We start from the raw sequence: 24,509 nt of genomic DNA, 5'->3' as shown, positions 1-24,509 counted from the left end.
TTTCCAGCCGTCCGTCCGCGACCTCGGCGTGGACCGACGAGGGTGGCAGCAGCGCAAAGCCGAGCCCCTCCTCGACGAGGCTCGTCAGCACGCGAAACGAATCCGCCTCCAGCTGGACGTCGAGCTTGATCTTGCGCTGGGCGGCGGCGTGCTCGATCAGGGCGCGGAGGCCGTGGGAATGACTGGGCAGCACCAGGCGCTGCCGCAACAACCAGCCGATGTCGACGCTCTTCTTGCGTGCGAGGCCGCAGCCACGCGGGCCGACCGCGACGATGTTGTCGCGGCCGAGGCTCTCGACGTTGAGATGCAGGTCGGCGGAGCGGCCGTAGAGGATGGCAAGGTCCATCTCGCCGCGATGCAGCCATTCGACGAGATGGCCGCTGTAGCTCTCGACGATGCGCAGCGAGATGCCGGGAAACTTTTCGACGCTGCGCCGCGCAAAGCGCGCCGACAGCACGCAGCTCACGGTTGGAACCAGGCCAAGCACGACTTGGCCCGACGGCGGGCCCTTGGTCGATTGGATGTCATCGCGAATCTGGTCGATCTGCCGCACGATGCCGGAGGTGCGCGCCAGCAGCAGGCGGCCAGCTTCTGTCAGCACCATGCCGCGTCCGTTGCGGGTGAACAGCTCCGTGCGCAGCTCGTGTTCCAGGAGCTTGATCTGCCGAGAGAGCGCCGGCTGCGCGACGCGCAGCGTGTCGGAGGCCTTGGAGAGGCTGCCAAGCTGCGCCACGCAACTGAAGGTCCTGAGCTGCCGGAAATCCATGCTTGCCAATCCTGGAAGGCTACTCCATACGCTATAGCAAAAGAGCATAGGGGGCTGGCGATGTTTTCACAACGCCAGAGGATTGGCCGGCGTTATCTTAACTGCCGCCATCGATTGGAAACGCCATGAGTCAAGACCACCACACCGAAGACTACGCCGACATCCGCGAAGCCGTCGCAAAACTTTGCGCACAGTTTCCCGGCGAATACTGGCGCAAGCTCGATCGCGAGATGGCTTACCCCAAGGCCTTCGTCGACGCGCTGACGGAGGCCGGCTATCTCTCGGTGCTGATCCCCGAGGAATATGGCGGCGCCGGCCTGAAGCTCTCGGCGGCCGCCGCGATCCTCGAAGAGATCCAGCGCGCGGGCTGCAACGGCGGCGGCTGCCATGCCCAGATGTACACGATGGGCACCGTGCTGCGGCACGGCAACGATGAGCAGAAGGCGAAATATTTGCCGAAGATCGCCAGTGGCGAATTGCGTCTTCAGGCGTTCGGCGTCACCGAGCCGACCAGCGGCACCGACACCTCCTCGCTGAAAACCTTCGCCCGCAAGGACGGCAATGACGGCTACATCGTCAACGGCCAGAAGATCTGGACCAGCCGCGCCGAGCATTCCGACCTGATGGTGCTGCTGGCGCGCACCACGCCGAAGGACCAGGTGAAGAAGCGCACCGATGGCCTGTCGGTGTTCATCGTCGACATGCGCGAGGCCAAGAACAACGGCCTCGAAATCCGCCCGATCCGCACCATGATGAACCACGCCACGACCGAAGTGTTCTTCACAGACATGAAGGTGCCGGCGGAGAACCTGATCGGCGAGGAAGGCAAGGGCTTTCGCTACATCCTGTCCGGCATGAACGCCGAGCGCATTTTGATCGCGGCCGAATGCGTTGGCGACGCCAAATGGTTCATCGCCAAGGCAACCAACTACGCCAAGGAGCGCAGCGTGTTCGGCCGGCCGATCGGCCAGAACCAGGGCATTCAGTTCCCGATCGCCAAGGCCTACGCTTCGATGCGCGCGGCCGAATTGATGGTGAAGGAAGCCACCCGCAAATACGAAGCCGGGCTCGATTGCGGCGCCGAGGCCAACATGGCCAAGATGCTGGCGGCAGACGCGTCCTGGGAAGCGGCCAATGCCTGCATCCAGACCCATGGCGGCTTTGGCTTTGCCGAGGAGTACGACGTCGAGCGCAAGTTCCGCGAGACGCGGCTCTATCAGGTGGCGCCGATCTCGACCAACCTCGTGCTCTCCTTCGTCGCCGAGCACGTGCTCGGCATGCCGCGCTCGTACTGAGGCGGCGATCATGGGAGCATTGGACGGGATCAGGGTGATTGCGGTCGAGCAGGCGGTGGCGGCGCCGTTCTGCTCCTCGCGCCTGGCGGATGCCGGCGCGGAGGTAATCAAGATCGAACGCCCCGAAGGCGATTTCGCCCGCGGCTATGACGCCGCGGCCAAGGGCCAGAGCAGCTATTTCGTCTGGCTCAACCGCGGCAAGCGATCGGCCGTGGTCGACCTCGCGACGAAAGAAGGCTGCGCGGAACTGGAGAAGCTGATCGCGAGCGCCGACGTGCTGATCCAGAACCTCAAGCCGGGCTCGATGGACAAGCTCGGCTTCTCGCGCGAGCGGCTTTTGAAGGACTATCCGAAGCTGATCTCGTGCACCATCACCGGCTATGGCGATGAGGGCCCTTACGCGCATCGCAAGGCCTATGATCTCTTGATCCAGGCGGAAAGCGGGCTTGCCTCGATCACCGGCAATCCCGACGGCGCCTCGCGCGTCGGCATGTCGATCGTGGACGTCGCGACCGGCGCGACCGCGCATGCGGCAATTCTGGAGGCGCTGATCGCGCGCGGGCGCACGGGCAAGGGCGCCGACATCCGCATCTCCATGTTCGACGTGATGGCGGATTGGTGCACCGTGCCGCTGCTGAACTCCGAGGCGGGCAATCCGCCCAAGCGCATGGGCCTGCGCCATCCCTCGATCGCGCCCTACGGCGTATTCACCTCCAAGGATGGCAAGGACATCCTGATCTCGATCCAGAGCGAGCGCGAGTGGAAGACGCTGTGCGCCAAGGTGCTCGACCAGCCTGATCTGCCGGCCGATCCGCGCGTCGCCAACATGGTCGAGCGGGTGCGCAACCGCGAGTTCACCGACACGACCGTTGCGGACATCTTCGGCAAGATGACGCGCGACGAGCTCTTGAAGCGGCTGTCGGACGCCGACATCGCCTTCGCCGAGGTCAACACCATGGCCGATCTCACGGGCCACCCGCATCTGCGTCGCATCGAGGTCGACACGCCGAACGGCCGCGTCAGCTATCCCGCGCCGGCGCCGATCATCGTCGGCGAGACCCGCTCCTACGGCCCGGTGCCCGCCATCGGTGAGAATCCACAATCGAAGAAGTAACAGAGCGAGGCGTCATGACCGAGAAGCTCGACATCGATCATTTGCGACAATGGATCGGCCGCAGCACGGAGGCCACCGATATCGTCACCGCACAGCTCGCCAAGGGCCTGCGCGCGACGCTGTTCCAGGAGGTCGGCGAGCCCAGGAAAGGCGATGCCGCACCGTTCACCGTGCACTGGTGCCTGGCGCAGCCGGTGTTTCCGATGTCGATGCTCGGGCCCGACGGTCATCCGACCCGCGGCGGCTTCCTGCCGCCGGTGCCGCTGCCGCGCCGGATGTGGGCCGGCGGCGAGATCGAATTCCTGCAGCCGCTTTGTGTCGGCGATGAATCAACGCGGACCTCGCGCATCGCCGATGTGCAGGTGAAATCAGGCTCGACCGGTACGCTCTGCTTCGTCTCGGTCGAGCACAGCATCTCCTCGCCGCGCGGCACGGCCATCCGCGAACGGCAGGACATCGTCTATCGCGAATTGACAAGCACGCAGGCGGCTCCCGCCAAGGCCCCGCCTCCGCCGCCGAAAGCGCAGCATCGCGAGACGCATGTCTCGGATCCCGTGCTGCTGTTCCGCTACTCTGCGCTGACCTTCAACGGCCACCGCATCCATTACGATCGCGACTACGTCACCAAGGTCGAGGGCTATCCGGGCCTGATCTTCCACGGCCCGTTGCAGGCGGCGCTGATCATCGAGATGGCGGCGAAGCTGCGTGGCGGCAGGGCGCCGAAGAAGTTCAGCTATCGTGGGCTGCAGCCGCTGTTCGAGGGTACCGAGTTTTCCATCAACGCCAACGAGACCGAGGCGGGCATGGAGCTGTGGACCGCGAACGCGGAAGGGCAGCCGACGATGAGGGGCACGGCGGTGTGGTAGCGACCGCGGTCTCTCCGTCATTGCGAGCGGCGGCGTGCCGATCTAGACCCTCACCCTGAGGAGCGCGCCTTTCGCGCGCGTCTCGAAGGGCGAGGCCACCAGCCGGGCCTTCATCCTTCGAGACGCGCGAAGGCGCGCTCCTCAGGATGAGGAATGAAGAAGGGACGGAATCCATGTCCAAGAACGGGAAGACCGGCAGCAAATCCGTCACCGTGAAGCAGGCGACACTCGACCTGCTGCGCGCCTTCGGCATCGACAAGGTGTTCGGCAACCCCGGCTCGACCGAGCTGCCGTTCCTGAGCGACTGGCCCGACGACATCGACTACGTGCTGGCGCTGCAGGAAGCCTCCGCCGTCGGCATGGCCGACGGTTACGCGCAGGCGACACGCAATGCCGGCTTCGTCAATCTGCATTCGGCGGCCGGCGTCGGCAATGCGCTCGGCAACATCTACACCGCGCATCGAAACCAGACGCCGCTCGTGATCACCGCGGGCCAGCAGGCGCGCTCGATCCTGCCGCTGCAGGCGTTCCTCTATGCCGAGCGCGCGTCTGAATTCCCGCGGCCTTACGTGAAGTACAGCGTCGAGCCAGCGCGGCCCGAGGACGTGCCGGCCGCGATTGCGCGCGCCTATTACACTGCGATGCAGCCGCCGTGCGGGCCGACTTTCGTATCTATCCCGATCGACGATTGGGCGCATGCCTGCGCACCGATCGAGGCCCGCAAGGTCAGCCGCGAGATCGGCCCCGAGCCTGACGCGATGAAGAGTCTGGTCGCTGCGCTCGGCGCCGCGAAGCACCCTGCCCTTGTCGTCGGCCCCGCGGTCGACCGCGCCGGCGCGGTGGAGCTGATGGTGCGCGTCGCCGAGAAGGCGAAGGCCAGCGTCTGGGTCAGCCCGTTCTCGGCGCGCTGCTCGTTCCCCGAGCGGCATCCGCAATTTGCGGGCTTCCTGCACGCCTCGCCCGCGCAACTGTCCGACGCACTGCGCGAGCACGATCTCGTCGTGGTGATCGGCGCGCCGGTGTTCACCTTCCATGTCGAGGGCCATGCCGCGATCTTCGACGGCGGCGCGACGATCTTCCAGATTACCGACGATGCGGATGCGGCGGCGGTGACGCCGGTCGGCACCAGCATCATCGCGACCATGAAGCCGGCGCTTTCGATGCTGCTCGACCTGCTGCCGGAGAGCAAGCGCGCGGCACCGAAGGGCCGCACGCTACCGCCGGCGCCGCAAGCGGCCGATCCGCTCCCGGTCGAGTTCCTGCTGCATTCATTGTCGCAGACGATGCCGGAAGGCGCGTCACTTGTCGAGGAAGTGCCCTCGCACCGTCCGGCGATGCAGAAATTCCTGCCGATGCCCGGCCAGGACAGTTTTTACACGATGGCCAGCGGCGGCCTCGGCTATTCCCTGCCCGCTGCCGTCGGCATGGCGCTGGGCAAGCCGAACAGCCGCACGGTCTGCCTGATCGGCGACGGCTCGGCGATGTATTCGATCCAGGCGCTGTGGACCGCGGCGCAGCGCAAGCTGCCGCTCACCATCGTCGTCCTCAACAATTCCGGCTACGGCGCGATGCGCTCGTTCAGCCAGGTGATGCAGGTGCGGAACGTGCCCGGGCTGGAGCTGCCGGGGATCGATTTCGTGCGGCTCGCCGAAGGCATGGGCTGCCATGCCGTGCGAGTGACGAAAGCGGCGGAGCTCGGCGAGGCGCTCAAGCGCGGGATGGCGTATGCGGGTACGAGCCTCGTGGAGGTCGTCGTGGATTCAGCGGTGCCGGTGCTGTACGGGCAGAAGCATTGACGCTGCCGCAGCCTGGATGAGCATAGCGATATCCGGGGTGCTGCAACGACAGAAGTCCCGGACGTCGCTTCGCTCATCCGGGCTACGAAGCGAGGAATCCTCCATCCGCCGCCAGCACGTGTCCCACGACGTACGATGACGCATCCGAGGCTAGCCACACCACGGCCTCCGCCACCTCCTCCGGGCTGCCCATCCGCCGCAGCGGCAGGCCTGCGCTCACCGTCGCGACATCGCCGACGCCGGCGCGCAGCATCATGTCGGTGACGACGCGGCCAGGGGCGATGGCGTTGATGCGGATGCCGCGCGGGGCGTTCTCCATCGCCGCCGAGCGTGTCAGCGAGATCGCGGCGGCCTTCGAGGCCGAATAGAGCGAGAAGCCCGGATTGGGATTGCGCACGCCGCTGACGGAGGCGTTAACGACGATGCTGCCGCGTCCCTGCGCCAGCATGGCCGGCAGTTGGTGGCGCAGGCACAGGAACAGCGCGCGGACATTGGTGTCGAACACGCTGTCATAGATCTCGGTGCCCTGCTCCTCCAGCGGAGCTCGGCGCTCCTGGAAGCCGGCATTGTTGAAGGCGACGTCGAGCCGGCCGCAACGCGCGATGGCCGTGCCGACGAGGCGCGCGACGTCGTCCTCGCGCGTGATGTCGGTTTGGAGTGCGATCGCCACCGCGCCGAGGTCGCGGCAACCCGCGGCGGTCGCCTCGATCTCGGCCGCGCGGCGACCCGCGACGAGAATCGCCTCCGCGCCTTCGGATGCCATCCGCAGTGCCGTGGCACGGCCGATGCCGCTGCCGCCGCCCGTGACGAGGCAGACCTTGCCCCTCATCCGCTGACTTGCCGGCGAAGCTCCACTCATGGCTCACTCCAAAACGCTTGCGCGCGCCGTTGCACGCATATAGTTGTATGGTACAACTATGTGCCGGGAGTCAAGATGGCCCAGCTTGCGCTAATCGACGATATCCGTGCCGCGTCGCGCCTGATGGTGCGCGAGCTCGGCTTCATGGATGCGACGGTGGCGGCCTCTGACTATCCGCCGTCGGCGGTCCACACCATCCTGGAGATCGGCATTCGCGGGCCCATGACGTCCGCGGAGCTGGGTGATTTCCTGCGCCTGGAGAAATCCAGCGTCAGCCGATTGGTGCGGAAGCTGATCCACTGCGGCGAGCTGCGCGAGACGCCGGACGAGAGGGACGCGCGCAGCAAGCTGTTGTCATTGACGGCAAAGGGCCGGCGCACGCTCGAGGCGCTGCACGCGTTCGGCCGCCAGCAGGTGCGCGGCGCGCTGGCTGCGCTGACCGAGGCCGAGCAGCGCACGGTGCGTGAGGGGATGATGCTCTATGCGCGGGCGCTCAGGCAGAGCCGGATGGAAAGCGAGTCCGAGTCGGTGGCCTGACCGCATTCTCGGTGTCATCGCCCGGCTTGACCGGGCGATCCAGTACTCCGAGACGTCGGTGGTTAATCGATATGCCGCGGCGTACTGGATGCCCCGCTTTCGCGGGGCATGACAGCGCTGATTGGGGAACCAGCCTCCCCTACTTCCCGAACTCCTCGCGCATCTTCGCCTGGATCTTGGCCATGCCGCCGATCCATCGGTCGTAATTCTCGGTCTTCTTGCGCATGTAGCCGAGCACTTGCGGATGCGGCAGGATCAGGAACGTTTCCTGCTCGAGGCCGGTGAGCACGTCTTTCGCGACCTGCTCGGGCGTGAGGTCGCCGTCGCCGGATTGCGGGCCCTTTGGAATCGAGCGCAGCATGTTGGTGTCGACGCCCTGCGGGCAGAGGATCGAGACCTTGATGTTGTCGGCCTTGTGCGAGATCGCGAGATTCTCGGCAAAGCCGACCGCGGCATGCTTGGTCGTCGAATAGGCCGGGCTGCCGACCTGCGACAGCAGGCCCGCGGCCGAGATGGTGTTGAGGAAATAGCCGCCGCCGCGCGCCTTCATGCGCGGGATCAGATGCCGCGCGGCATAGACGTGCGCCATGACGTGGATCGCCCAGCTGCGCTGCCAGGGCTCGTCCGAGGCGCCGCCGGCGTTGACCGACATCGGATCGAAGCCACCGCCGATGCCGGCATTGGAGCAGAACAGCGCGATCGGGCCGAACTGCCGCTCGGTCTCCTCGATGACGTGGGCAATATCCTTTTCCTGCGCGACGTCGCATTTGAAGGCGGCGCCGTCCACCATGGCCGCGACCGCCCGCGCATTGGCGGCGTCCATGTCTGCGACGACGACCTTGGTTGCGCTCGCATTGTGAAAGGCCTCGCACAGCGCCTTGCCGATGCCGTTTGCGCCGCCCGTGACGACCACGACCTTGCCGGTCACCTGCATGCGACGTCTCCTCTGAATACCGCTTTTTGTTCGTGCTCAGCTCAACACGAGGTCGAGCACCGCGGTATAATGGCACGCCGCGCCGGCCAAGACAAAGCCGTGCCAGATTGCATTCTGGAAGCGCAGCCGCCGCCAGGCGTGGAAGATCACGCCGAAGCTGTAGAGCAGGCCGCCCGCCAGGATGAAGCCGAGCGCCAGCGCGGGCAACGCCCTGACCACGGGGCCATAGAGCATCACGCCGCTCCAGCCCATCGCGAGATAGATGCCGACCGAGACCCGGTCGAACCGGCCGGGATAGAGCAGCTTCAGCACGATGCCGAGGAGCGCCACGCACCAGACGCCCGCGAGCAGCACCAGCGCGAACACACTGTCCTTCACCTCCAGGATGAACGGAGTGTAGGTCGCCGCGATCAGGAGATAGATCGCCGAATGGTCGAACCGCCGCAGCAGCCATTTGGCCGGCGACACCGGCCATAGATTATAAGTCGCCGACAGCACCAGCATCGAGATCAGGCCCGCGACATAGATCGAGACGCCGACGACGTCTGTCGCGTCGGCATAGATCGCCGTCAGCACCACCAGCACGGTCGCGGCAATGATGCCGGAGAGCACGCCGATCCCATGGATGATGCCGTCGGCGATCAGCTCGGCGCGATCATAGTTCCAGCCGATCACGTCGGCTGCGGCGTGGACGGAGGTGGATGCAAACTGTTTCAGCTGGAAGACGGTCATGGCAATCCGCAAAGCTTGGCAATGCCCTTTTCTATGGGTCTTTCGGGACCGGCGCGTCGTTCAAACCGCCGTTTGCCGACAAAGGCGGTGGAAGTATGAAACTTGATTTTCCTCACGCAATTGCCACTTTTGTGAACGGTCACACATCCCGCCCGCCCGAGATCAGTTAACGTTCATATGGCATTCAGTTTCCAAGATATGGTCGAAGAAGCGCGGCAATCGGCGCGGGCGCTGATCGACTATGGCGAGCACTTCTTCAATCCAACGGTGCGTCTCGGGGTCACCGGCCTGTCGCGCGCCGGCAAGACGGTGTTCATCACCGCGCTGATCCATGGCCTCACCCGTGGCGGCAGGTTTCCGGTGTTCGAGGCCTATGCCTCGGGCCGGATCGCGCGGGCATATCTGACGCCACAGCCCGACGATGCCGTGCCGCGCTTCGCGTATGAGAACCATCTGCGCGCGCTGATCGAGGAGCGGCGCTGGCCGAACTCGACCGTCGACATCAGCGAGCTCAGGCTCGTCATCGACTATCAGCGCCCAAACGGCGCCGACCGCACGCTGACAGTCGACATCGTCGACTATCCCGGCGAATGGCTGCTGGACCTGCCGCTGCTCCAGAAGAGCTACGAGCAATGGTCGGCGGAAAGCCTCGCGCTGTCACGCGAAGCACCGCGCGCGCATCTGGCCGCGGACTGGCACGCGCATCTCGCAACACTCAAACCCGAAACACGCGAGGACGAGCAGGCAACGCTGACGGCCGCGAAGCTCTTCACAAATTATTTGCGCGCCTGCCGCGACGAGCGCTTCGCGATGAGCCTGCTGCCGCCCGGCCGCTTCCTGATGCCCGGCAATCTCGCCGACACGCCGGCACTGACCTTCGCGCCGCTTGACGTGCCCGCGGGCAGGCAAGCGCCGGACGGCTCGCTCTGGGCGATGATGGTGCGCCGCTTTGAGGCCTACAAGGACATGGTGGTGCGGCCGTTCTTCCGCGATCATTTCGCGCGCCTCGATCGCCAGATCGTGCTGGCCGACGCGCTCGCCGCATTCAACTCCGGCCCGGAGGCGCTGCACGATCTCGAAGCCGCGCTTGCCGGCATTCTCGATTGCTTCAACATCGGCCGCAGTACCTTGCTCTCAAGCCTGTTCCGGCCGCGCATCGACCGCATCCTGTTCGCGGCGACCAAGGCCGATCACCTACATCATTCCAGCCACGACCGGCTCGAGGCCGTGCTGCGCCGTGCCGTCACACGCGCGGTTGCGCGTGCGGAAAATACCGGCGCGGCGATCGACGTCGTCGCGCTCGCCGCCGTGCGCGCGACGCGCGAGGCACAGGTGGCGCATGGCCGCGACAAACTGCCGTCGATCCTGGGAACACCGGCCGCGGGCGAGAGCGCCGGCGGCGAATTGTTCGACGGCAACACCGAGGTCGCTACGTTCCCCGGCGATCTGCCGCTGGATCCCGAACCGTTGTTCAACGGCACGGATTCGTTCCGCGGGCTCTCGACGCAGGCCGCCGGGAGCAGCGACTTCCGCTTCCTGCGCTTCCGGCCGCCGAAGCTCGAGCCCGAGGGCACCGAAGCGCCGGCGCTGCCACACATCCGCCTCGACCGTGCCCTGCAGTTCCTGATCGGAGACAAGCTGTCATGACCGAGCGATCCCAGCAGCGGCGGCCGGCGACGTTCCGGCTCGACGATCCCGGCGTCGTCGTCACCGAGGCCGATGAGATCAGCCGGCTCGGCCGCGCCACCATCCAGATCACCCCGGAGCCCGATCCGGCCACGCTGCCGGTGCCGGTTCAAGCCGCGCGTCCGGCGCGGCGCGGCTTTCCCTGGGGCACGCTGTTCTGGTCGGGTCTTGCCGGGCTGACGCTGCTCGGGGTCGGGCTCGGCGTGGTCCATCTGATCGAGGATCTGTTTGCGCGCAGCGAAACGCTCGGCTTCGTCGGACTTGCCTTTGCATTCGTCACCGCGCTTGCGCTCGCGGTGGTGATCGGGCGCGAGGCGTTCGGCCTGGCGCGGCTTGCAACCATCGAGAAGCTGCATCAGCGGGCGGCTGCGGTGCTCGCCAGCGATGATCGCAAGGAGAGCCGCATCATCGTGCAGGACCTCCTCGACATTGCGCATCAGAACCCCCAGCTCGCCCGCGCCCGCGCCAAGCTGGAGAGCCATGCCGGTGAGATCATCGACGGCGCCGACATGATCCGGCTCGCCGAGCGCGAGTTGATGTCGCCGCTGGACGCCGAGGCGCGGCGGCTGGTGTCGTCGGCCGCGCAAAAGGTCTCGATCGTCACCGCGGTAAGCCCACGCGCGGCGATCGACGTGCTGTTTGTCTTCGTCGCCGCACTGCGCCTGATCCGGCAACTCGCCTATCTCTACGGCGGCCGTCCCGGCGCGCTCGGCATGATCCGCCTGCTCCGCCACGTCATCGCCCATCTCGCCATCACGGGCGGGATGGCCGCGAGCGACAGCCTGGTGCAGCAGATGCTCGGCCACGGCATCGCGGCAAAGCTGTCGCAGCGGCTGGGCGAAGGCGTGCTCAACGGCTTGTTGACGGCGCGGCTGGGGCTGGCTGCGATCGACGTCACGCGGCCGCTGCCATTCGCAGCGCTGCCGCCGCCGAAGCTGGCGGATCTCGCGACGGATCTGCTGCGGAAAAAGGATGAGGACGAGTAACTCGTCGTGCGACTCACCCTCTCCCCTTGTGGGAGAGGGTGGCTCGCCGCAAAGCGGCGAGACGGGTGAGGGGTATCTCTCCGCACGTAAGCCCTCGCAGTCGTGTCCGCGGAGCGATACCCCTCATCCGGCGCTTCGCGCCACCTTCTCCCACAAGGGGAGAAGGAAAGAGGAGCGCGTCGCGCTGGCTGTGCGCTCCCGTTTCTCGAATTCCCCCGCCAGCACCTTCCACTGAAACAGCGGCGAATCCTTCGGCGGTGACAGCTCCGGGGTCCAGCCGGTGAGCTTTTCCAGCACATAGGTGTCCATCACGCGGCCGCGCCAGCTACGTTCGACTTTGCCGAGCTGCTCGCGTTTCGCCGGGATATTCTCCCACAGCGACGAACGATTATCCGGCTCGCGGCCGACATAGATGCCGGCGTGACCCTTGATCCTGTCCATGCCGGGATCGCGGAAATCCTGGAAGCGGCCGCGCTCGTTGATCTCGATCACGGGCACACGGCCGCGGAACAGCCAGCGCATCATCGCGTAGGTGCGGTAGTCCGTGGTCGCGATCCAGGTCGCGCCGGTCTCGTCGAGTACCGCCTGCGCGCGCGCGGCGACCTGCTCGTAGCCGGCTTCGGCGCCGATCGGATCGATCTTGCCGAGAAGATTCCAGGGCGCGGCGACGTAATAGAGGAACACGATGACGACGAAGGCGATGCCGGAGACCACCGCCGTGTTGGCCCAGAACAGCGACGATCTGATCATCCGCTCAGACCACCTCTCCTTGGTCATTGTCCAGAGGTTGACCGCCGCGGCGGCAAAACCGACCGGCCACATGAACATCGGCCAGGTGTCGCCGACACGGAGCGTCAGCGACTTGAAGAAGAAGTAGAGAAACGGCACCAGCACCGCGGTCGAGAGCAGGATCGCGACCGGCTCGCGCGTGCGATAGCCGCGCCACGCCGTCAGCACCAGCCCGGTCAACACCACCGGCAGCATGACAAAGCCGACCAGGCCGAATTGCAGGCCGATGTAGTCGCCTATCGTGCGCAGCGAGACGCCGTAATTGGCGGTGGCGCGTACGCCCTGGAAGCGGAACGAGGCCCAGTCATGCTGCGCGTTCCAGATCAGTACCGGCGAGAACACCGCTATCGCGACCAGTACGGCGAGATAGGGGTAAGGACTGCGCAGCCAGCGCCAGCGCCAATCCGGCACCAGCAGAAAGGCGGCAATCGCTGGCGCGAGCATGATCGCGGTGAATTTCGACAGCATCGAAAGGCCCGCGAACAGCCCGGCCGCCAGCCACCAGCGGCCGTCGCCGCCCTGCGCCAGCCGCACCAGCGACCACATCATCGCCACCGCAAACGGGATCATCGCGACATCGGGCGCGACCTTGGCCATCAGCAGGCCGTAATAGAGCGCGGCCTCCGGCATCAGCACCGCAAGCATCACGGCGCGCGCATCATGCGTGAGGCGGCGGACGATGTCGGCGAGCAGGAGCTGCGTCACCAGCATCGCGACGATGCCGCCGAAGCGGACACCGAGCGGGGTGTCACCGAAGATCGCGGTGCCGAAGCGGATCAGCCAGGCGATGCCCGGCGGATGATCGAGGAAGCTGAGCGCCGTTTCCTTCGACCAGGTCCAGTAATAGGCCTCGTCGGTGCGCAGCTCGATCGCGGAGGCATAGACGATGCGCAGCACGGTCATCGCGGCGATGACGAGCAAGGCGATAACGATGACACGGCGTTCGGCGCCGTCTCGCCTCGTGGAGATGTCGGGAGCGATCGTCACGGCCGCGCTTTTCCCCGACTTGGGAGGGGGAGTCAATGTGGGGAGTCCCCCCAACAGGTGTCGTCCTGGGCAAGCGAAGCGCGACCCGGGACCAATAACCACGGGGTGAGGCATCTTCCCAGGCATGTGACCTCACAACCTGTCCACATTTAGAATTAAACGCTACGCTGGCTGTTGTCTTTCATGAACTGATACAATCGAATCATGGCCACCGCTCCCATACAGATGTCCGCCGTCCGCGCCACCGGCGTGCGGCAGGTGCGGCTCGTCTGCGGCGTCATCCTGTTCGCCTACGTGATCAGCCACTTCCTCAACCATGCGCTCGGCAACATCTCGGTCGAGGCGATGGAAGCCGGCGTCTACTATCACACACTGTTCTGGCAGTTCCTTCCCGTCTCGATCATCTTCTACGCGGCCGCGCTCACCCATTTGGGACTCGGCGTCTACGCGCTGTACCAGCGCCGCCAGTTCCGCTGGCGGACTATCGAACCGCTCCAGCTAGTGCTGGGCCTGAGCATCCCCGCGCTAGTCATGGGACATGTGATCGGGGTGCGGCTCGGCTACACGCTGTACGATCATCAGAAGCTCTATCCGCAGGAGCTCTATCTGTTCTTCGTCGCGGCGCCGGGCCGGCTGTGGCAGATGACGATCCTGCTTCTCATCGCCTGGGTGCACGGCTGCATCGGGATTTACTTCTGGCTCCGCCTCAAGCCATTCTTCCCGCGCGCTGCGCCCTATCTGCTCGCGGCCGCCGTGCTGATCCCGACGTTGTCCCTGCTCGGCATCTATCAGGGCGGCCGCAGCGTCGAGATCGAGAGCGACGACCGGGACTGGCGTTCGCAAAACCTCACCCGCCGTCAGGTTGGCACAGTCGCAGAAAACAATACGCTCGACCGCGTCGCGGGCGGTCTCACCGTGGGCTATTTCGGATTGCTCGCCCTGGTGCTGGCGGCGCGCGGCGTACGGGCCTGGCGCGAACGGCGCGGCGGCATGATCGCGCTGTCCTACGGCAACGGCAAGACGGTGCGGGTCCCCAAGGGCCTGTCCGTGCTGGAAGCAAGCCTGCGCCACAACGTGCCCCATGCCAGCGTCTGTGGCGGCCGCGCCCGCTGCTCGACCTGCCGTATCCGCGTCATCGGGGATCATGACGTATTGCCGACACCGTCGCAGCGCGAGGCCTTCGTGCTCACCCGCGTCGGCACCGCCGATCCGTCGATCCGCCTAGCCTGCCAGCTGCGGCCGACCTCCGACCTCTCCTTCTTCCAGCTCTTCACACCCCACATGCATGCGACGGACGGAGCCTCGACCTCGGCCAGTATCGGCCAGGAGCGTTATCTCGTCAGCCTGTTCGTGGACATGCGCGGCTCGACCCAGCTGGCGGAAAAGCGGCTGCCGTTCGACACCGTCTTCATCGTCAACCGCTTCCTCGGCGCGGTGTCGCAAGCGGTGATCGAGAACGGCGGCCAGCCCAACCAGTTCGTCGGCGACGGCATGCTGGCGCTGTTCGGGCTCACGGCCGATCCGCAAACCGCCTGCCGGCAGGCGCTGAAGGCGGCCGCCGGCATTGCCACGCATATCGACCAGCTCAACGAGTTCCTGAGCCACGATCTGCGTCAGCCGATCCGCTTCGGCATCGGCATTCACGGCGGCGAGGTCATCATCGGCGACATCGGCTATCGCGATCACGTCGTCTTCACCGCGCTCGGCGATGCCGTCAACGTCGCCGCCCGTCTCCAGGACATGACCAAGACGCTGGCCTGCGAGGCCGTCGTCTCGGACGAAGTCCGGCGCAGCGCCGGCCTTGCCGACGACGCCCTGCCGCAGCAGGAGGTCGCGATCCGCGGCCGCGACGAGCCGCTCGCCGTGCGCGTGGTGGCGGATGCGCGGAAGTTGGCGGCACTGGTCGATCGAAGTGGCAGTGGTGCAGAGCCCGCGACGAGGTCGAATCTAAGGGACCAAATCACCACCGCGTAACACCGGCCTGCTGCAACGCAGCGGCATGGGCTCGCTGCGAAAGCACGAATTGACTTCATGCAAATCGTTGCGACAGATGGGCGCAGGATCGTGGTGATGACCGCTGGTCCAACGAAAAGCTCCGGGAGGAGAAAAGAATGTTCGATCGACGCGACCTGCTCAAAGGAGCGGGCCTCGCCGCCATGGCGGCCGCACTGAACGCCACCAAAGCGCTGGCGTTCGACACCGTCACCCTGCCCTTTGCAAATGGCGAGCGGCCGCTGGTGAAATATCCGCAGAAGCGGCCGATGATCGGCCTGACCAGCCGCCCGCCGCAGCTCGAAACGCCGTTTGCGGTGTTCAACGATGGCCCGATCACGCCGAACAATGCGTTCTTCGTGCGCTATCACCTCTCGGACCTGCCCTACAATCTCGATCCCGACACGTTCACGCTCGAGGTCAAGGGCAAGGTCGACAAGCCGCTGAAATTGTCGCTGAAGGACATCAGGAAGATGAAGGCGACCGAGATCGTCGCCGTCAATCAGTGCTCCGGCAACAGCCGCGGCTTCTTCGAGCCGCGCGTCGCTGGCGGGCAGCTCGCCAACGGCGCCATGGGCTGTGCGCGCTGGCGCGGCGTACCGCTGAAGGCGGTGCTGGAGATGGCCGGCGTGCAGGCCGGCGCCAAGCAGGTCACCTTCAACGGCATGGACGGCCCCGTCAGCGACAAGACACCCGACTTCGTCAAAGCGCTCGATCTCGATCATGCCGCCGACGGCGAGGTGATGCTGGCCTATGGCATGAACGGCGAGGATCTGCCGTTCCTCAACGGCTTCCCGTTGCGGCTGATCGTGCCTGGCTATTACGGCACCTACTGGGTCAAGCACCTCAACGAGATCACGGTCATCGACAACGTCTATGACGGCTTCTGGATGAAATCGGCCTACCGTATTCCCGACACGCCCAACAACGCGGTCGAGCCCGGCACCGCGCCGAAGGCGACGATTCCGATCAACCGCTTTACGATCCGCTCCTTCATCACCAATGTCTCCGGCGGCGCCAAGCTCAAGGCCGGCCGCACCACCCTGCGCGGCATCGCCTTCGACGGCGGCAAGGGCATCAAGGAGGTCGAGGTCTCCGCCGACGGCGGCAAGACCTGGGCCAGCGCCAAGCTCGGCAAGGATCTCGGCAAATACGCGTTCCGCGAATGGAAGCTGCCGGTGAAGCTCGCGGCCGGCAGCCACGAGCTCAAGGTCCGCGCCACCGGCAATGGCGGCGAGACCCAGCCCGACACGCCGCGCTGGAACCCGGCGGGTTATCTACGCAATGTCGTCGAAGCGGTCCGGGTAACGGTGGTCTAAAGGAGAATGATCATGCAGCGCACCGTTCTCCTCACCGTGCCCCTCGCCCTTGCTGCCGCGGTAGAGGCGGCGCTTGCGGCGCCGATCAATTACAAGACCCCCGACGAGGTGGCCGCCTTCAAGCCCGGGCCCAATCTCGAGATCGTGCAGGGCAATTGCAGCGCCTGCCATTCGTCCGACTACATCGCCACACAGCCAGCGATGAAGGACAAGAAGGCCTTCTGGCAGGCCGAGGTGACCAAGATGATCAAGGTCTATGGCGCACCGATCGACGATGCTGATGTCGGCAAGATCGTCGACTACTTGGCCGCGACTTATTGACGGAGGGTACGACACCCGCAGTCAATTGACCGCGAAACGGGCAAAACCGGCAAAAACGCTGCGAAGTTGAGCGGAATTCGGCGAAAGGCCGATGTGGTTTGAGCTACCAAGCCTGCCACATTCCGCGTATCCTGTTAGGACCGAACCGGCCGGTTGGCGGGGACTGGCGGTTCGAGATCTCGGAGGAAGACCCGCGGAGAAGTCGTGATGGCTAAAGGTACGGTCAAGTGGTTCAACCCGACGAAGGGTTATGGATTTATCCAGCCTGCGTCGGGTGGCAAGGATGTGTTCGTGCATATCTCGGCAGTGCAGAAAGCCGGTTTGTCCACGCTGAACGAGGGACAGACGGTGGAATACGAAGAGATCGCAAACCGGGGCAAAACCTCCGCAGAGAACCTCAAAGTATAAGCCCGCCAGCCTTTAGCTGCCTCCCGGATCGATCCGGGAGCCGGGCCAAAAAATTTTAGAACACGGCCAGTGCATTCGACGACAGGCGTTGCGTTTGCACAAGGATAGCTATTTTTTCCTCGAAGGACCGCTTATCAACGCCACAGCAATGACAATCGCGACGGCACTTCGTCAACCCACCGGCAACGGTGCGTCGCGCTTGATCTCCTCCATCACCGCATAGGTCCGCGTCTCGCGCAGGCCCGGCATCGACAGCAGAGTCTCGCCGAGGAATCGTCGATAGGCGGTCATGTCGGCCAGCCGCGCCTTCACAAGATAGTCGAAGCCGCCGGCAACCATGTGACACTCCAGCACCTCGGGCGCGAGTTTCACGGCGCGCGCAAAACGCTCGAAATTGTCGGGCGTGGTCTTGTCCAGCAGCACCTCGACGAACACCAAGAGGCCGAGGCCAAGTCGGTGCGGATTGAGCCGCGCACCGTAGCCTTCGACGAAGCCCTCGCGTTGCAGGCGTTTCAGCCGCTCGCCGATCGACGTCGGCGAGAGCCCGATGCGCTCGGCGAGCTCGACATTGGCGATGCGGCCATCCTCCTGCAAAATCGCGAGGATTTTCCGGTCGATTCGGTCTAGTTCCATATCTTGTGAGGCTGCATGGGTGACGATCTTCATTTCCTAAGGCAAATCGACTAAATTGTCTATCGAACTGCGGTACCGTGCGCCTTATCCTGGATTTCAGCCACAGGACACGCCATGCCGAACATTCCACCGCCCTTCTCCGCCCCCTACGCACCCGATGATAGCGAGATCGCCGCACGGCTGTTGCTGGCCGCGCCGCTCAGCCCGCCGCAGGAGGCGCGGATCGACCGCACCGCGACGCGGCTGATCGAGGCTATCCGCAAGCGCGACGACCGGCTCGGCGGGGTCGAGGACATGCTGCGGGAATTCGCGCTCTCCACCAAGGAAGGGCTGGCCTTGATGGTGCTGGCGGAGGCGCTGCTGCGCGTGCCCGATGCGCGCACCGCCGACCAGTTCATCGAGGACAAGCTCGGCGAGGGCGACTTCATCCATCACGAGACCAAGTCCACGGCGTTCCTGGTCAACGCCTCGGCCTGGGCGCTCGGCCTGTCGGCGCGGGTGATCCAGCTCGGCGAGACGCCCGACGGCACCATCGGCCGGCTGGTGAAGCGGCTCGGCGCGCCGGCCGTGCGCACCGCCACGCGCCAGGCGATGCGGCTGATGGGCAATCATTTCGTGCTCGGCGAGACCATCGAGCAGGCGCTGGAGCGGGGTAAACCGCGGTCCGGCCAGAAGCCGCGCTATTCCTTCGACATGCTTGGCGAAGGCGCCCGCACGGCCACCGACGCCAGGCGTTATTTCGACGCCTATGCCAGCGCGATCGAGACGATCGGCAAGGCGGCCGGCAGCCATCCCCTCCCGGACCGGCCGGGTATCTCCGTAAAACTCTCGGCCTTGCATCCGCGCTTCGAGGCGATCAGCCGCGACCGCGTGATGGCCGAGTTGGTGCCGCTGCTGCTGGACCTCGCGCAGCGCGCGAGGGCTCATGACCTCAACTTCACTGTCGATGCTGAGGAAGCGGACCGGCTGGAGCTGTCGCTCGACGTGATCGCGGCAACGCTGGCCGATCCTTCGCTTGCCGGCTGGAACGGATTCGGCCTGGCCATCCAGGCCTATCAGAAGCGCGCCAGCGCGGTGATCGACTATGTCGATGCGCTCGCCCGCGCGCATGACCGCAGGCTGATGGTGCGCCTCGTCAAGGGCGCTTATTGGGACACCGAGATCAAGCGCACCCAGGAGCGCGGGCTCGACGGCTATCCCGTGTTCACGCGCAAGGCGATGACCGATCTGAACTTCGTCGCCTGCGCGACGCAGCTGCTGGCGTTGCGGCCGCGCATCTTCCCACAATTCGCCACCCACAACGCGCTGACGGTCGCGACCGTGCTGGAGCTTGCAGGAGGGAGCGGCGGCTTCGAGTTCCAGCGCCTGCACGGCATGGGCGAAGCGCTGTACGAGCAGCTTGCCAAGGACCACCCGGATATCGCCTATCGCACCTATGCGCCGGTCGGCAGCCATCGCGACCTGCTCGCCTATCTGGTGCGGCGGCTACTGGAGAACGGCGCCAATTCCTCCTTCGTGGCACAGGCGGCCGATTACCGCGTACCGGTGCCCGCGCTGTTGCAGCGTCCCGCCGATGCGATCGCGAAGCCGCAACAGGCCGCGCATTCCAAAATTCCGCTGCCCGGCGATCTCTTTGCGCCGGAGCGGCGCAATTCGCGCGGCGTGGAGTTCGGTGCGCGTGCCGCACTTGGCCAGTTGCTCGCTGACGTCAGGGCCGAGGCGGCTGATCTCGGCCCCATTACCGACGCAACGCCGGACCAGGCCAACGCGGCGGTGATTGCCGCGCGCGCCGGATTTGCCGGCTGGAGCCGGACGCCGGCGGCCACGCGCGCGGCGGCACTGGAGCAGGCCGCGCATCTCCTGGAGAGCCGCAGCGCGCATTTCATCGCGCTCTTGCAAGCCGAGGGCGGCAAGACGCTCGACGATGCGCTGTCGGAATTGCGCGAGGCCGCCGATTTCTGCCGCTATTACGCCGCGCAAGGTCGAAAGCTGTTCGGAAGTGAGGCCGCCATGCCCGGCCCGACCGGCGAAAGCAACGCGCTCGCCCTGCGCGGGCGCGGCGTGTTCGTCGCGATCTCGCCGTGGAATTTTCCGCTGGCGATCTTCCTCGGTCAGGTCACGGCAGCGCTGATGGCCGGCAACAGCGTGGTGGCAAAGCCCGCCGAGCAGACGCCGCGCATCGCGCGCGAGGCCGTGGCCCTGCTGCATGAGGCGGGCATCCCCAGGAGCGCGCTGCATCTCGTCACAGGCGATGGCCGCATCGGCGCCGTGCTGACCGCGCATGCGGATGTCGCGGGGGTCGTCTTCACCGGCTCGACCGAAGTGGCGCGCCAGATCAACCGGACGCTCGCTGCCAAGGACGGGCCGATCGTGCCGCTGATCGCGGAGACCGGCGGCATCAATGCCATGATCGCGGATGCCACCGCGCTGCCCGAGCAGGTCGCCGACGACGTCGTGACTTCCGCGTTCCGTTCCGCCGGCCAGCGCTGCTCGGCGCTGCGGCTCCTGTTCGTGCAGGAGGATGTTGCGGACCGCATGATCGAGATGATCGCAGGCGCGGCGCGCGAGCTCAGGATCGGCGATCCCGCAGACGTCGCGACCCATGTCGGGCCGGTGATCGACGCCGACGCGAAGCAGCGCCTCGACGCCCATATCGCGCGGATGAAGAGCGAGGCGCGACTGCACTTTGCAGGCGACGCACCGGACGGCTGCTTCGTCGCGCCGCACATCTTCGAGCTCAGGGAGGCCGGCCAGCTCACGGAGGAAGTGTTCGGCCCGATCCTGCATGTCGTGCGCTACCGCGCCGAGACCCTCGAGCGCGTGTTGCAGGCGATCGAGCGCACCGGCTACGGCCTCACGCTTGGCGTTCATTCCCGCATCGACGACACGATCGAGGCCATCATCGACCGCGTCCAGGTCGGCAACATCTACGTCAATCGCAACATGATCGGCGCCGTCGTCGGTGTGCAGCCCTTCGGCGGCAACGGTCTGTCCGGAACCGGCCCCAAGGCCGGCGGGCCGCACTACCTTGCGCGCTTTGCCACCGAGCAGACCGTGACCATCAACACCGCGGCTGCCGGCGGCAATGCGGCATTGCTTGCGGGGGAGGAGTGAGGCCCTGCGCCGGGCGCCGTTGCATCCCGCGGAAACATCGGTCTAATGCTTCCATGATGGGCCCGCGCCAATTCCAGCGCGCGGGAAACGACAAGAGCGAGGGAGCAACGCCGCGATGGAAAAAGGCATTTTCTCGGGCCTGAAGGTTCTGGACTGCGCGAGCTTCATCGCAGCGCCGGCGGCCGCGACCGTGCTGTCGGATTTCGGCGCCGACGTCATCAAAATCGAGCCGCCCGGCGCGGGGGACCCCTATCGCAACCTGCCAAACCTGCCGGGCTATCCCTCCGGCGAGCACAATTTCGCCTGGCTGCTGGAGGCCCGCAACAAGAAGAGCATCGCGCTCGACCTCTCCAAGAGCGAAGCGCAGGCCGTGCTGTACAAGCTCGTGGCGGAGGCCGACGTCTTCATCACCAACATGCCACCGCCGGTGCGCGCCAAGCTCGGCATCACCTATGACCACCTCGCCCATCTCAACGAAAGGCTGATCTACGCCTCCTTCACCGGCTATGGCGAGAAGGGCGAGGAGGCCAACAAGCCCGGCTTCGACAGCAACGCCTATTGGGCGCGCTCCGGCCTGATGGACCTCGTCCGCGCCGACATCGACACCACGCCGGCCCGCTCGGTCGCCGGCATGGGTGACCATCCCTGCGCCATGGCGTTCTATGGTGCCATCGTCACTGCGCTGTATCAGCGCGAGAAGACCGGCAAGGGCTCGCATGTCGCCTCCAATTTGATGGCGAACGGGGTGTGGGCCGCCAGCGTGCTGGCACAGGCAAAACTCTGCGGCGCCAAGTTCGGCGAGCGGCGCCCGCGCGAGCGCGCGCTGAACGCGGTCGCCAACCACTACCAGTGCAAGGACGGCCGCTGGCTGATCCTGTCGCTGCTCAACGAGGAGAAGCAGTTTCCGACGCTGGCGCGCTGCCTCGGCCGCGAGGATTTGATCGACGATCCTCGCTTCGCCACCAAGGCCGACAGGCATGCCCGCTCCGTCGAGCTGATCAAGATCCTCGACGAGACCTTCGCCACCAAGGATCTCGCCGAATGGCGCAAGATCCTGGACGGCAACGGCCTCGTGTTCGGCGTCGTCGGCATTCTCGACGACATCCCCAACGACAAGCAGATGCTCGACAACGAGGTGCTGGTGCCGTTCGAGAACGACACCATGCTGACCATCAACAGCCCGATCTGGATCGACGGCGCCAAGAAGGTTCAGCCGCGCAAGCCGCCCGGCGTGGGCGAGCACAGTGACGAGATCTTGCGCGGCGCGGGATATGACGAGGCGGCGATCAAGCAGCTGCGGGCGAAGGGGGCGGTGGGGTAAGGGCGCGGCCAGTCACTTACACAGCCGTCGAACGGGGAAGAGGTAAGAAGATCATCGCAGCGCCAGCCAGCCCAGCGTGAACAAAATCCCGCCGACGATCACCACCACCGCGACCGCCCAGGTGCTGACGCGGATGCTGCCGGTGACCTGCTTGGCTTCTTCATTGCGCGCAATCTCGCGATTGCGCGCCTTATTGGCATTGCCCGTATCTGTCATCGGTCATCCAAATCGCTTGGTTTGGTCTAACGCGTCTTGATGAAGCACATGCCGATGCGGCTGGAGGCCGCGGCAGCCTGACAGGTGAGACCTTTAGCACAGCTCCATGACGTAAAACTCTTGTCCGCCGTTCCCGATCCGTGATTTTGCAGGGAACAATGCGCGCCCCAGCCGTCCTGATATTCGGTGCCGGCGAGCTCGCGGCTGCCGCGCGTCTGCGGCCGGCTGGAAAATCCGCGTGAGAAATCAGGACGTTTGCCCGCAGCGAACGCGGTCAGGATGTCGCGGCGGCGAACCTGATCGCCGAAGAAATGCGGCGAGGCCGGCACGATGGAGGAATTCGGCGGACTGTCCGCAAGCCAATCGACGCCTGGAAAATGGAAGCCGCCGATGCCGCGGGTCTGGTGACAGCCGGCGCAGGTGACGTCGTTGAGACGGCGCTGGAAGCCGGCGACCGAGCGGACGTTCTGCATGTCGATGCCGCGCGCCGCCGCCCGCTTCAGCGCGCCGACCACGTCGTTGTCGGTGAAGACGGGGTCGCCCCTGCCTTCCCCGTCTCCTTCGCCCTGCATCATGCCGAACTCCGGCTGCAGCGCCGACGCATCGAGGCCCGCCGGCGTCGGCACCACCGCGGCCTTGGCCAGGAATTTTTCCGGAATCAGCACCGTGCCGCGATCGAACTCGCGCAAATTATCGGGCGCGAGCAACCAGTCCCGGAAGTCGCGGCGCAGCGCGTCGTCGGCAAGGATCCGGTCGCGATCGATCTGGTTCTCCAGCGTCGATTCCTCGAAACGTTTGGTCGCAGGGTCGTATTTGAACACCTTGAGCAGGTAGTCGGAGCGGAAATCATGCAGCGCCGATTTCGGCGCGACCGAGACCTGGATGTTGGTCTCGATGCGATCGAGCATGGTGTCGTCGGGCGAAAGGCGATTGCCGATCAAGCCTTGCCAGGCGCCATTGTCGAGCCAGCGCCGCGCGATCTCGGCGCAACTGACCGGCTTGCCGTTCGCATCCGTCTGGCGCGCGTCGCGCGTCTTCATCACCAGGTTGAGCGTCATCGGCAGACGCGTTGCCGTCTTGCCGCCATCGGGCCTGCTGTCGAAACGTGCGAGACGGTAGATCAGCCGGATCTCGCCGCAGGTCTCCTCCGACACATAGGCGCGGTCCATGCGGTTGACGATGCCGACCAGCACGAAGCGCGTGTCGCGCGATGTCAGATTGGCCCGATCGAACAATTGCACGTCAAAGCCCTCGCCGACGCCGATGGTCTCGCCCGGATATGTCTCCCTATACCGGGAGACGTAGCGGTCGAGCTCCGCATCGATCGCCGGGAGAATTGGCGCAAGCTGCGGCAGCGACGCGAACATCAGGTCCGTCGTGAGCGGACCATCGGCATTCCGCTCCGGCGACAGCAAACGTGAGATGGTGAGCGCATCGCTCTGGTCGAGCCGGCGCAACAGATCGGGATCGGTGATCGCCGTGCCGCGCGAAAGCTGCGCGGTCTCCGCCGCCGAAAGCGAAACGATACCGCCCAGCAATGCGGCGACGGCAATGAGAATTCGCAGCGCGCGGCTCATGCCTGAGGTAACACCGTGCAGGCACGCCTATTCAAGTAAAAAGGCGCCTCACACGGTGGTGAAGCGCCTTTTCGAAAGTCGCATAGCTCAGCGCCCGACGATCAGGCCCTTGCTGGTGACGACGACCCAGCGGCCGTCCTGGCGGCGGATCGCATCGACGCGGCCAACGCCCGGAATGGGATCGCCGGGATAGACCTCGTAGAGGCCGTCGCGGCCCTCGATCAGCGCAGCGCCGTTGGAGGCGTTGCGCAGCCTCCAGCC

At 65.6% G+C, this 24,509-nt stretch carries 21 protein-coding genes; 13 read left to right on the top strand and 8 right to left on the bottom strand.

Annotated elements, in window-relative coordinates:
- A partial coding sequence (locus SE91_RS04745; protein WP_061846758.1) for a LysR substrate-binding domain-containing protein occupies positions 1–766 on the bottom strand: 766 nt, incomplete at its 3' end.
- Positions 767–891: 125 nt separating this feature from the next.
- On the opposite strand from SE91_RS04745, the gene SE91_RS04740 reads away from it, so the two are divergent.
- From SE91_RS04740 to mdlC, 4 genes are all read left to right on the top strand, one after another.
- Entirely contained in the window at positions 892–2,061 is a 1,170-nt protein-coding gene (locus SE91_RS04740) for an acyl-CoA dehydrogenase family protein (RefSeq protein WP_061846757.1), read from the top strand.
- A gap of 10 nt (positions 2,062–2,071) precedes the next feature.
- Positions 2,072–3,175, top strand: a complete 1,104-nt coding sequence (locus tag SE91_RS04735; protein ID WP_061846756.1) for a CaiB/BaiF CoA transferase family protein — start codon at positions 2,072–2,074, stop codon at positions 3,173–3,175.
- A 14-nt stretch (positions 3,176–3,189) separates the two neighbouring features.
- Entirely contained in the window at positions 3,190–4,041 is an 852-nt protein-coding gene (locus SE91_RS04730) for an HTD2 family dehydratase (protein WP_061846755.1), read from the top strand.
- Between the two features lie 173 nt (positions 4,042–4,214).
- Positions 4,215–5,837: a benzoylformate decarboxylase gene (mdlC, locus tag SE91_RS04725; protein ID WP_061846754.1), complete on the top strand. Its 1,623-nt coding sequence runs from the start codon at positions 4,215–4,217 to the stop codon at positions 5,835–5,837.
- Positions 5,838–5,919: 82 nt separating this feature from the next.
- Here the strand turns inward: mdlC and SE91_RS04720 are convergent, their stop codons facing one another.
- Positions 5,920–6,696, bottom strand: coding sequence for an SDR family NAD(P)-dependent oxidoreductase (locus tag SE91_RS04720; protein ID WP_061846753.1), 777 nt, complete (start codon positions 6,694–6,696; stop codon positions 5,920–5,922).
- 75 nt (positions 6,697–6,771) lie between these two features.
- Between SE91_RS04720 and SE91_RS04715 the strand changes: the two genes are divergently transcribed.
- Positions 6,772–7,233 carry a MarR family winged helix-turn-helix transcriptional regulator gene (locus SE91_RS04715; protein ID WP_061846752.1) on the top strand — a complete coding sequence of 154 codons (462 nt, stop codon included), beginning with the start codon at positions 6,772–6,774 and terminating at the stop codon, positions 7,231–7,233.
- 139 nt (positions 7,234–7,372) lie between these two features.
- Here SE91_RS04715 and SE91_RS04710 read toward each other — a convergent pair whose 3' ends face one another.
- Together SE91_RS04710 and trhA are read right to left on the bottom strand one after the other, a co-directional pair.
- Positions 7,373–8,167 (bottom strand): SDR family oxidoreductase, encoded by a 795-nt coding sequence (locus SE91_RS04710; protein ID WP_061846751.1) that lies wholly within the window; start codon positions 8,165–8,167, stop codon positions 7,373–7,375.
- A gap of 36 nt (positions 8,168–8,203) precedes the next feature.
- Positions 8,204–8,899 carry a PAQR family membrane homeostasis protein TrhA gene (gene trhA / locus SE91_RS04705; protein ID WP_061846750.1) on the bottom strand — a complete coding sequence of 232 codons (696 nt, stop codon included), beginning with the start codon at positions 8,897–8,899 and terminating at the stop codon, positions 8,204–8,206.
- A 177-nt stretch (positions 8,900–9,076) separates the two neighbouring features.
- Here trhA and SE91_RS04700 point away from each other — a divergent pair, with 177 nt between their 5' ends.
- Both SE91_RS04700 and SE91_RS04695 read left to right on the top strand, forming a co-directional pair.
- Positions 9,077–10,546: a YcjX family GTP-binding protein gene (locus SE91_RS04700; protein ID WP_061846749.1), complete on the top strand. Its 1,470-nt coding sequence runs from the start codon at positions 9,077–9,079 to the stop codon at positions 10,544–10,546.
- Positions 10,543–11,571, top strand: a complete 1,029-nt coding sequence (locus tag SE91_RS04695; protein ID WP_060734959.1) for a YcjF family protein — start codon at positions 10,543–10,545, stop codon at positions 11,569–11,571. Before SE91_RS04700 ends, SE91_RS04695 begins: the two co-directional genes overlap by 4 nt.
- Before the next feature lie 123 nt (positions 11,572–11,694).
- Here SE91_RS04695 and SE91_RS04690 read toward each other — a convergent pair whose 3' ends face one another.
- Positions 11,695–13,263 (bottom strand): glycosyltransferase family 39 protein, encoded by a 1,569-nt coding sequence (locus SE91_RS04690; RefSeq protein WP_245318590.1) that lies wholly within the window; start codon positions 13,261–13,263, stop codon positions 11,695–11,697.
- Positions 13,264–13,551: 288 nt separating this feature from the next.
- On the opposite strand from SE91_RS04690, the gene SE91_RS04685 reads away from it, so the two are divergent.
- The 4 genes from SE91_RS04685 to SE91_RS04670 all read left to right on the top strand — a co-directional run bounded on the left by SE91_RS04685 (position 13,552) and on the right by SE91_RS04670 (position 17,387).
- Complete coding sequence (locus SE91_RS04685) at positions 13,552–15,321, top strand: adenylate/guanylate cyclase domain-containing protein (RefSeq protein WP_061846747.1); 1,770 nt, start codon at positions 13,552–13,554, stop codon at positions 15,319–15,321.
- 137 nt (positions 15,322–15,458) lie between these two features.
- Positions 15,459–16,658: a SorA family sulfite dehydrogenase catalytic subunit gene (sorA, locus tag SE91_RS04680; RefSeq protein WP_061846746.1), complete on the top strand. Its 1,200-nt coding sequence runs from the start codon at positions 15,459–15,461 to the stop codon at positions 16,656–16,658.
- Between the two features lie 12 nt (positions 16,659–16,670).
- Positions 16,671–16,979: a SorB family sulfite dehydrogenase c-type cytochrome subunit gene (gene sorB / locus SE91_RS04675; RefSeq protein WP_061850963.1), complete on the top strand. Its 309-nt coding sequence runs from the start codon at positions 16,671–16,673 to the stop codon at positions 16,977–16,979.
- 207 nt (positions 16,980–17,186) lie between these two features.
- A complete protein-coding gene (locus SE91_RS04670) occupies positions 17,187–17,387 on the top strand; it encodes a cold-shock protein (RefSeq protein WP_008563500.1) in 201 nt (66 codons plus the stop codon).
- A gap of 171 nt (positions 17,388–17,558) precedes the next feature.
- On the opposite strand, the gene SE91_RS04665 is transcribed toward SE91_RS04670, so the two are convergent.
- The gene (locus SE91_RS04665; RefSeq protein WP_061850962.1) at positions 17,559–18,020 is read right to left on the bottom strand and encodes an Lrp/AsnC ligand binding domain-containing protein; all 462 of its coding nucleotides are present in this window, start codon (positions 18,018–18,020) and stop codon (positions 17,559–17,561) included.
- Positions 18,021–18,134: 114 nt separating this feature from the next.
- Between SE91_RS04665 and putA the strand changes: the two genes are divergently transcribed.
- On the top strand, positions 18,135–21,134 hold the full coding sequence (gene putA / locus SE91_RS04660; protein ID WP_061846745.1) for a bifunctional proline dehydrogenase/L-glutamate gamma-semialdehyde dehydrogenase PutA: 3,000 nt from the start codon (positions 18,135–18,137) through the stop codon (positions 21,132–21,134).
- Positions 21,135–21,249: 115 nt separating this feature from the next.
- Positions 21,250–22,455, top strand: coding sequence for a CaiB/BaiF CoA transferase family protein (locus SE91_RS04655; RefSeq protein ID WP_061846744.1), 1,206 nt, complete (start codon positions 21,250–21,252; stop codon positions 22,453–22,455).
- 51 nt (positions 22,456–22,506) lie between these two features.
- On the opposite strand, the gene SE91_RS36890 is transcribed toward SE91_RS04655, so the two are convergent.
- Both SE91_RS36890 and SE91_RS04650 read right to left on the bottom strand, forming a co-directional pair.
- Positions 22,507–22,671 (bottom strand): hypothetical protein, encoded by a 165-nt coding sequence (locus SE91_RS36890; protein ID WP_167520447.1) that lies wholly within the window; start codon positions 22,669–22,671, stop codon positions 22,507–22,509.
- A gap of 26 nt (positions 22,672–22,697) precedes the next feature.
- Complete coding sequence (locus tag SE91_RS04650; protein ID WP_061846743.1) at positions 22,698–24,248, bottom strand: hypothetical protein; 1,551 nt, start codon at positions 24,246–24,248, stop codon at positions 22,698–22,700.
- Positions 24,249–24,509 lie beyond the last annotated feature (261 nt).

The organism is Bradyrhizobium sp. DOA1, assembly GCF_001593325.1.
Taxonomy (GTDB): domain Bacteria; phylum Pseudomonadota; class Alphaproteobacteria; order Rhizobiales; family Xanthobacteraceae; genus Bradyrhizobium.
Note: the sequence above shows the minus strand (reverse complement) of the source record. Positions and strands in the feature narration are given on the sequence as shown.

What these genes read in the sequence shown, in the direction of transcription:
- SE91_RS04720 (WP_061846753.1), bottom strand. Translation starts at nt 6,696, where the DNA reads ATGAGTGGAGCTTCGCCGGCAAGTCAGCGGATGAGGGGCAAGGTCTGC.
- sorA (WP_061846746.1), top strand. Translation starts at nt 15,459, where the DNA reads ATGTTCGATCGACGCGACCTGCTCAAAGGAGCGGGCCTCGCCGCCATG.
- SE91_RS04650 (WP_061846743.1), bottom strand. Translation starts at nt 24,248, where the DNA reads ATGAGCCGCGCGCTGCGAATTCTCATTGCCGTCGCCGCATTGCTGGGC.
- putA (WP_061846745.1), top strand. Translation starts at nt 18,135, where the DNA reads ATGCCGAACATTCCACCGCCCTTCTCCGCCCCCTACGCACCCGATGAT.
- SE91_RS04730 (WP_061846755.1), top strand. Translation starts at nt 3,190, where the DNA reads ATGACCGAGAAGCTCGACATCGATCATTTGCGACAATGGATCGGCCGC.
- sorB (WP_061850963.1), top strand. Translation starts at nt 16,671, where the DNA reads ATGCAGCGCACCGTTCTCCTCACCGTGCCCCTCGCCCTTGCTGCCGCG.
- SE91_RS04685 (WP_061846747.1), top strand. Translation starts at nt 13,552, where the DNA reads ATGGCCACCGCTCCCATACAGATGTCCGCCGTCCGCGCCACCGGCGTG.
- SE91_RS04735 (WP_061846756.1), top strand. Translation starts at nt 2,072, where the DNA reads ATGGGAGCATTGGACGGGATCAGGGTGATTGCGGTCGAGCAGGCGGTG.
- SE91_RS36890 (WP_167520447.1), bottom strand. Translation starts at nt 22,671, where the DNA reads ATGACAGATACGGGCAATGCCAATAAGGCGCGCAATCGCGAGATTGCG.
- SE91_RS04690 (WP_245318590.1), bottom strand. Translation starts at nt 13,263, where the DNA reads ATGACCGTGCTGCGCATCGTCTATGCCTCCGCGATCGAGCTGCGCACC.
- SE91_RS04670 (WP_008563500.1), top strand. Translation starts at nt 17,187, where the DNA reads ATGGCTAAAGGTACGGTCAAGTGGTTCAACCCGACGAAGGGTTATGGA.
- SE91_RS04655 (WP_061846744.1), top strand. Translation starts at nt 21,250, where the DNA reads ATGGAAAAAGGCATTTTCTCGGGCCTGAAGGTTCTGGACTGCGCGAGC.
- SE91_RS04715 (WP_061846752.1), top strand. Translation starts at nt 6,772, where the DNA reads ATGGCCCAGCTTGCGCTAATCGACGATATCCGTGCCGCGTCGCGCCTG.
- SE91_RS04740 (WP_061846757.1), top strand. Translation starts at nt 892, where the DNA reads ATGAGTCAAGACCACCACACCGAAGACTACGCCGACATCCGCGAAGCC.
- SE91_RS04695 (WP_060734959.1), top strand. Translation starts at nt 10,543, where the DNA reads ATGACCGAGCGATCCCAGCAGCGGCGGCCGGCGACGTTCCGGCTCGAC.
- SE91_RS04700 (WP_061846749.1), top strand. Translation starts at nt 9,077, where the DNA reads ATGGCATTCAGTTTCCAAGATATGGTCGAAGAAGCGCGGCAATCGGCG.
- trhA (WP_061846750.1), bottom strand. Translation starts at nt 8,899, where the DNA reads ATGACCGTCTTCCAGCTGAAACAGTTTGCATCCACCTCCGTCCACGCC.
- SE91_RS04710 (WP_061846751.1), bottom strand. Translation starts at nt 8,167, where the DNA reads ATGCAGGTGACCGGCAAGGTCGTGGTCGTCACGGGCGGCGCAAACGGC.
- mdlC (WP_061846754.1), top strand. Translation starts at nt 4,215, where the DNA reads ATGTCCAAGAACGGGAAGACCGGCAGCAAATCCGTCACCGTGAAGCAG.
- SE91_RS04665 (WP_061850962.1), bottom strand. Translation starts at nt 18,020, where the DNA reads ATGGAACTAGACCGAATCGACCGGAAAATCCTCGCGATTTTGCAGGAG.